The 6,214-nt window shown below is 49.0% G+C and carries 7 protein-coding genes; 3 read left to right on the top strand and 4 right to left on the bottom strand.

Annotation, left to right across the window (positions count from 1 at the left end; translation table 11 throughout):
* Positions 1-537: 537 nt before the first annotated feature.
* Positions 538-1,074, top strand: coding sequence for a GNAT family N-acetyltransferase (locus ACFSRY_RS19945; RefSeq protein ID WP_377512403.1), 537 nt, complete (start codon positions 538-540; stop codon positions 1,072-1,074).
* Positions 1,075-1,168: 94 nt separating this feature from the next.
* On the opposite strand, the gene ACFSRY_RS19940 is transcribed toward ACFSRY_RS19945, so the two are convergent.
* The 3 genes from ACFSRY_RS19940 to ACFSRY_RS19930 all read right to left on the bottom strand — a co-directional run bounded on the left by ACFSRY_RS19940 (position 1,169) and on the right by ACFSRY_RS19930 (position 3,618).
* Positions 1,169-1,693, bottom strand: coding sequence for a GNAT family N-acetyltransferase (locus ACFSRY_RS19940; protein ID WP_377512400.1), 525 nt, complete (start codon positions 1,691-1,693; stop codon positions 1,169-1,171).
* A 65-nt stretch (positions 1,694-1,758) separates the two neighbouring features.
* A complete protein-coding gene (locus tag ACFSRY_RS19935) occupies positions 1,759-2,826 on the bottom strand; it encodes a phosphatase PAP2 family protein (RefSeq protein ID WP_377512397.1) in 1,068 nt (355 codons plus the stop codon).
* A gap of 276 nt (positions 2,827-3,102) precedes the next feature.
* Positions 3,103-3,618, bottom strand: a complete 516-nt coding sequence (locus ACFSRY_RS19930) for an Lrp/AsnC family transcriptional regulator (RefSeq protein ID WP_377512394.1) — start codon at positions 3,616-3,618, stop codon at positions 3,103-3,105.
* Between the two features lie 53 nt (positions 3,619-3,671).
* Here ACFSRY_RS19930 and ACFSRY_RS19925 point away from each other — a divergent pair, with 53 nt between their 5' ends.
* Both ACFSRY_RS19925 and ACFSRY_RS19920 read left to right on the top strand, forming a co-directional pair.
* Positions 3,672-4,088, top strand: a complete 417-nt coding sequence (locus ACFSRY_RS19925) for a carboxymuconolactone decarboxylase family protein (RefSeq protein WP_377512391.1) — start codon at positions 3,672-3,674, stop codon at positions 4,086-4,088.
* A 179-nt stretch (positions 4,089-4,267) separates the two neighbouring features.
* The gene (locus ACFSRY_RS19920) at positions 4,268-4,864 is read left to right on the top strand and encodes a LysE family translocator (protein ID WP_377512388.1); all 597 of its coding nucleotides are present in this window, start codon (positions 4,268-4,270) and stop codon (positions 4,862-4,864) included.
* A 139-nt stretch (positions 4,865-5,003) separates the two neighbouring features.
* On the opposite strand, the gene ACFSRY_RS19915 is transcribed toward ACFSRY_RS19920, so the two are convergent.
* On the bottom strand, positions 5,004-6,050 hold the full coding sequence (locus tag ACFSRY_RS19915; RefSeq protein ID WP_377512385.1) for a c-type cytochrome: 1,047 nt from the start codon (positions 6,048-6,050) through the stop codon (positions 5,004-5,006).
* Positions 6,051-6,214: the final 164 nt, after the last annotated feature.

The raw sequence follows: 6,214 nt of genomic DNA, 5'->3' as shown, positions 1-6,214 counted from the left end.
CCTTGTCCCAAGAGGCGGGTTAAAGGCTTCTGGCTGCCAACAGCGACTTTTACCACGCCGGGTATGTAAGAAAAGTCAGTTTAGCGATTATGTGAGGTATGAGCATCAGCTAAAGGCGCAGTGAATCAGTCATTTTAGAAAACTGAAACTGGAAGTTGTACCGTGGTATACTATTCACTCCATCTTCTAAAGTAGGAGTTAATACCAAAATCAAAGGGGAAGAATTATCGAACCAAAAAAGCCGCTCCATTTAACGTGGAGCGGCTTTTTTACTGTGGTAGACCGAAGGATGGAACTATCGAACCATTTCCACAGGGATTTGGTGGCTGTGGGGAAGTATTTTCAGGTAGGGGAGACATGTCAATATCCTTTACAACAACAGTTAACAGTCGCCTATTTAGCATAGTAACTGTCACCAGAAATAACGAAGAAGGGTTATAGTCAGGTTTGCGTCTTTCTAATTACTCCTATATTTGCTATTATCTAAGGGAGAACATACGTTACCTGTAGTTTATCCCTTCCACCTAATCTTACAGAATGAAATACCTGCTCAAAGGACAAGAGACTGAAAGGCTAAAGTTCCGGCTCCTGCAACAAGATGACTTTGACTCATGGATGAAGTTGTTTAGGGCAAAGAACGTGGCCATTTTCTTAGGGCTCGATCCAACTCTTTCTGAGTATGAGCTATGCAAGCTGTGGTTTGAGAGAGGCTCCCATAGGTATGAGAACGATTTGGGAGGCATGAACGTCCTGATCGAAAAGAGCACCGGCCTTGTTGTTGGACAGTGCGGGCTTTTGGTCCAAACTGTGGAGGATGTTGAGAGGCTGGAGGTCGGCTACTCCATCCTGCCTGAGTTCTGGGGCAGAGGGTTCGCATCTGAGGGTGCCGCAAAATGTAAAAACTACGCTTTTGAAAATGACCTGGCGGATTCGCTGATCTCAATTATTCATGTAGACAATATTGTCTCCGAGAGGGTAGCGCTGAAAAACGGAATGGCATTAGAAAAGAAACTCGACTCTTACAAAGGAAATCCTGTAAACATCTTCCGGATAGATAAGAAGAACTGGAACTGAAAAGCTTGATTGGCATCTCCAAGAGGTGAATGCGCCATTCCCTTAGCAGCGTGTGCACCTGCTGTACTGTCTCAGTGGGGAAGCCACCCTAAATTTAAGTCCCTTCTTTCCCGTTTCGGCTAGGAGTTACGCCTACCTTCCGACTCCTTCTCTCCAGCAACACTGTATCGCGCCACTCACCGTTCAGCTCGGCTATCCGCTCCCGGTGGCCGATCACCCGGAAACCGTGTTTCTTCTGCAGGTTTATGCTGGCCGTGTTTTCCGGGAAGGTGGAGGAATGCAGCGTCCAGATACCGTTGGCTTCGCTCTCCTCAATCAGCGCCTCCAGCAGCAGGCTGCCTACGCCCTTGCCTCGGCTGCCCGAGCCAATATAGATGCTTACCTCTGCTACGCCACGGTAGCAGTGCCTTGCCGAAACAGGGGAGAGGGCTGCCCAACCCAGCACACAGCCGTCTAAGGTTGCCACCAGACGGCTGTGGGGCAGGTGCCCCTTGTCCCACTCCTGCCAGGAAGGTACCTCCGTGTTGAAAGTGGCCTGCCCGGTGGCAAGGCCCTCGGCGTAGACTCTCAGAACTTCCCCGGAATGCCCGGTAAGCATCCTTGTCAACTGAATCTTCATAGGCTAGAGCAGGTAACTTCCTTTATGGCGTTTACCTGCTGTTTCTTGACGGGTAGCACAGTGGTCTACTTTTGCAGGGTGAGGGACTGCCTGTTTCTCACTCTCTCTATCTCGGCCTTCATGGCGGCGTAGTCAGCTCTGAACTTCTTGCTTTTCAACAGCTGTGCCACGAACTGCTCAGCGAGCACCCTTCCGGCCTCTGAGTCGCTTGGGTAGTGCACGCCCCGCACCTCGCGGGAGAAGGCCAGGTCGTAGGCGTTGCGCATGAACTGCTCTTTGTACTCGGGCAGCAGGCTGCTCAACAGGTAAGCGTGCACGTGGGAGGCAGAGGAGTGGCCGCTGGGGTAGGAGGCGTGCCCGGGGGCTTCCAGGTTCTTCAGGCGCGGCTCCAGCTGATAGGGCCTGGCCCGATTAAACTGTGCTTTCAAGGAGAAGAAGTAGAAGGTGGCGTCCTGAATCACGTTCTGCAGTACCTGGCTTGTGAAGGGGAGCTGCTCGGGATTGAACCACGGGCCCAGATCCCGGCCGACGAAAAAGAGGCTGTTCATGTTGCGGGTGTAGTCAGGATCCAAGGGGTTCGTAGAAAGCGGGTCATGGTACACGATGGCCAGAGTGTCCGTCAGGGCCTCATCACCGGCTGCCCGCCTCTCCTGCAGCTCCAGCAGGTAATCCAGCTCGCCCCTTGTTTGGTCGGAGCTGTTGGCCGGGAAGGTTTTTAACTTGAAGAAGGCCGCAGGCACGTCCACGTATACCGTGCGCATCTTCAGGTAAGCTCCTCTGCTGAAGTCCTTCTCCGGGAAGGTGATGGCTTCCATTTCACCGCCCCTAGCCGTGGCGTCTGCCGCGCTTAAGGTTTTATAGTGATCGGAGGCTGGAGAGATGGCTCTGAAGACTATGCTCTTCTCCTGGCTGCTTTGAGCAAAGGAAGTAAGAGCAGTGAGTAATGAAACAAGTAACAGGTAAACTGTTGTATGATTGCTCTTACGCAGCGATTGCTTCGTCTCTTTATGGCAGACGCAGCTTGTGTGCAGGTCCTGCTGGTTCAACGTGTGCTGTGTGTTGTGTTTATTCTTCTGGTCTTGCTGCCACTGAGCTATCTGGCGGGGAGTGGCATAGATGTACATCGGTTCCATTGTTTATTTGTTTTGGCTGTTACTATTCTTTTTACAACCTGATGACGAAGAGCAGATCCAAAAGACGCAGGATGGACCAAATATTTATCCTTCGGTGGAGGCCAGGTATATTTGGTTGAACTACAATGGTACTGTGGGTGGTGAAACCACAACTCTCGGTGAGTAGTTCTGAGGTTTCTTTAGTTACCAGATATGCTGGAATTTATGCTTATAAACTGAAAAGGATAAGGCCTGGGAGGAGTGAATATACCTGCCGTCGGTAAGAAGGGTTAACCCCTATAGTTGTTCATTGTCATAGAACACCTTGTTCTTTACAGGAGAGGAGAGGATGACGGAGGTGGTGGGCTCTCCATATTCCAAAAGCTTGTTGATGAGCCGCTCAAGGTGTAGGGGGTTCTTCATGGCGCATTTCATCACCAGGCATTCGTTGCCTGTTACGCGGTGGCACTCCAGCACCTGAGGCAGATCGGGCACAAGGGCAAGAAAGGCATTCAGCTTCCCGGAGTATACTTTCAGCGTGACAAAGGCGGTGAGCGGTAATCCAATCTCTGTCAGGTTTAGCTCTGCCCTGTAACGCTCGATCAGTCCCCGCTCTTCCATGCGGCTGATGCGCTCGGCCACGGCGGGGGCAGAGAGTCCCACATCACGCCCGATCTCAACATAACTCAGCCTGGCGTTCTGCTGAAGCAGCTTTAAAATAGACCAGTTTAGCTTATCCATTGCAATCTTAACAGTAGTGCCGTAATTTCCTTTCTTTACAAGGCCAAAGCTACAAAGATCAAAATATTCCAAGGAAAGTTCAAGCAGCCAGCGCCGTAATTTTGTTCAAACAATAAACTAAGAACATGAAGGCAAGAATCTTAGCATCCGAAACAGGCGGCACGCCGTTCCAGCGCCTGTTGGGCCACAACCCGTCCTTGCTCCAGGGCTGGACAGCCTTGGAGGAGTCTTTATACCAGCGAACAGCGCTTGGCGCAGAGCTGCTCGAGCAGGTACGCAGGGTACTGGCCCACGGTAACACATGCGCGTATTGCATGGCCAAGGGAAAACCAGGGCAGGAGGACCTAGACATGCGGGAGTCGCTGGCTACCGCCTTTGCCGAGTTGTTCCTGCTTGACCACCTGAGCATCAACGAAGGGCATTTTGAGGTACTGCGGGAGGCTTTCTCGGAGAAAGAAATACTCGAGCTCTGCGCCTTCATTTGCTTTACCACGGGCTCGCAGCGGCTGGGGGCAGTTTTGAATCTGACGCCAGAGGCATAGGACGCTTTGGTTTGATGAAGTATTTAGGATGAGCTATTTTTAATGCTAACATAAGGCAGTTTCATATGTTGAAGCCAATTATGATAGCCCAGAGGAGTGCCTGCTAATTTAAACTTGTAGTTCTGCGTCTTTCAATCCAGATCTGCGTCTTCTTGATAAGCAATCAAACGAAGGATCAAATGAGCGAAACTACACAGTCTTTTGTCTTTGGCATCACGCTGGCCATCTCTGTTGGGCCGATAGCCATGCTCATCATTAACAGGAGCATCAACTGCGGGTTGCTTACTGGTGTAGTCACCGGAACCGCTGCCGCTTTTGCTGATCTCACTTATGGCGTAATCTCTTTTGCGGCGGGTTCACTCATTTATGCGCTGCTGGCGGAGCACGAGTTTTGGCTCCGGACAGGTGCATCTGCAGTTCTGATCCTGTTCGGGGGCTGGATGCTTTGGGGTGCCACCAGGAATAGAAACCGCCACATTTCTTACCCCAGCTCTACCTGTAAGGGAGTGTTTGCTTCAACATATGCACTAACCATAGCGAATCCGTTAACAATTGTAGCTTTTTCAGGATTTGCAGCACAGCACGCTACCAAAGAACTTAGTTTAGTAATTGTTAGCTCAGTTACTCTGTTTGCAGGAAGCCTTGTCGTTCAGCTTGCCCTGGCCTACTTCGGGAGCACCTTAAGGCGTCACATCAGTAACCCTTCAGTTATCTTTTATCTGAATATGCTCAGTGGTCTTTCCATCATTGGCATGGGCCTGGCGAAAGTACTCTAGTCCCAGGCTCTACTGAACTACGTGGAAGGAGCAGCAGCTGCTTCAGAGTGCTCACAATCAACTGCATTCTTTATCCCTTTTGTACCAACTTCTGTGCTAGAAGTGGTCCATCAATTATTAATTTGGTATGCATAAGTAATTATTTAGCTGCTAATATAGGCTTAAAAGGTCCATACTTATGTTGTTGCTCAGGAAAACTATCTGTGTAAGGTCCAAAGGGGTTATCAAAGGGCTTCTTTGAAATATCTGGCCAGTCTTTGCTGATGTCTTTCTTTGGTCTTGGGTGCGTGTTTATGTAAGCAGCCACATCCCATGCTTGTTCATCAGTTAACTGAGGCTTGTCATACGTAGCTCCTAAAGGCATATTGGCTTTAACATACTTTGCAAAGTTTGAGATGCGATACAAACCGGCGCCGTCGTTGTAGCTGTGCTCTCCCCATAGCGGAGGGTATGTGTATTCGGAGCTATCTGCAGATTTAATACCCTGCCCATCTTCGCCGTGGCATACCTGGCATTTCTGTATATATACGGCCTTGCCTAATTCCGGACTAGCCGCACGGTCCAGCATCTCTATATCCATCAAACCGGAGCCCTTTACTTTTTCTCCCTTTTTTACATCTTTTCCAACCCATTGGATGTAAGCAACCATTGCCTGCATTTCTTTAGAGTCTTTATCAGGTGCGGTTCCGTTCAAGCTACGTTCAAAGCAATCGGCTACACGCCTCGTCACATCCTCTTCCACCCCTGACCGCGCCCGAACCTTAGGATAAGTAGAGGCAACTAACGAATAGTTATTCCCAAAGGGCTTGGTACCTGCATCCAGGTGGCAGTTCTGGCAATTCATTCCGTTTGATATATGCAATACACTTCCTTCAGGACCAAGGTATTGAGCTGTATTTTTAACCAGTTCGTTACCATATCTTATCTGATCACCTTCAGGTGTTGCAGGTAGCGATGCCAGATCCGGGGCCTTCCATATCTCATCGTCTTCAATAATCTTAGGAACTTCATCTGAGGCATCATTCTGAAATACCTGGCTCAAATCCGGTAAGTAAGTATTGGCCGATGTTAAATGGAAGATTACAACAATAATTAGCAGTAGAAATGTAGTAAGAGCACTTAAGCCTATTAAATTAGAAAGCTTGATTAGCAGTCTTCCAAACTCTTTGTCATGATCTCTTCTCATAATGGTAGTATACAATGAATAGCAATACAAGCTAAACTATACATATGACCATGTATGTGACTTTTGTCACACGATAAATAGATTTAGAAGTACGCTAAAGGTTGATCATAAAAAAGAGCAGGAAGTATAAACTCCCTGCTCTAACAAACACACTCAACTAAATG

The organism is Pontibacter locisalis (assembly GCF_042684605.1).
In the GTDB taxonomy this organism is placed as follows: domain Bacteria; phylum Bacteroidota; class Bacteroidia; order Cytophagales; family Hymenobacteraceae; genus Pontibacter; species Pontibacter locisalis.
Note: the sequence above shows the minus strand (reverse complement) of the source record. Positions and strands in the feature narration are given on the sequence as shown.

Excerpts from the sequence above, each read along its gene's own strand:
- ACFSRY_RS19925 (WP_377512391.1), top strand. The coding sequence starts at position 3,672 with ATGAAGGCAAGAATCTTAGCATCCGAAACAGGCGGCACGCCGTTCCAG.
- ACFSRY_RS19940 (WP_377512400.1), bottom strand. The coding sequence starts at position 1,693 with ATGAAGATTCAGTTGACAAGGATGCTTACCGGGCATTCCGGGGAAGTT.
- ACFSRY_RS19915 (WP_377512385.1), bottom strand. The coding sequence starts at position 6,050 with ATGAGAAGAGATCATGACAAAGAGTTTGGAAGACTGCTAATCAAGCTT.
- ACFSRY_RS19935 (WP_377512397.1), bottom strand. The coding sequence starts at position 2,826 with ATGGAACCGATGTACATCTATGCCACTCCCCGCCAGATAGCTCAGTGG.
- ACFSRY_RS19920 (WP_377512388.1), top strand. The coding sequence starts at position 4,268 with ATGAGCGAAACTACACAGTCTTTTGTCTTTGGCATCACGCTGGCCATC.
- ACFSRY_RS19945 (WP_377512403.1), top strand. The coding sequence starts at position 538 with ATGAAATACCTGCTCAAAGGACAAGAGACTGAAAGGCTAAAGTTCCGG.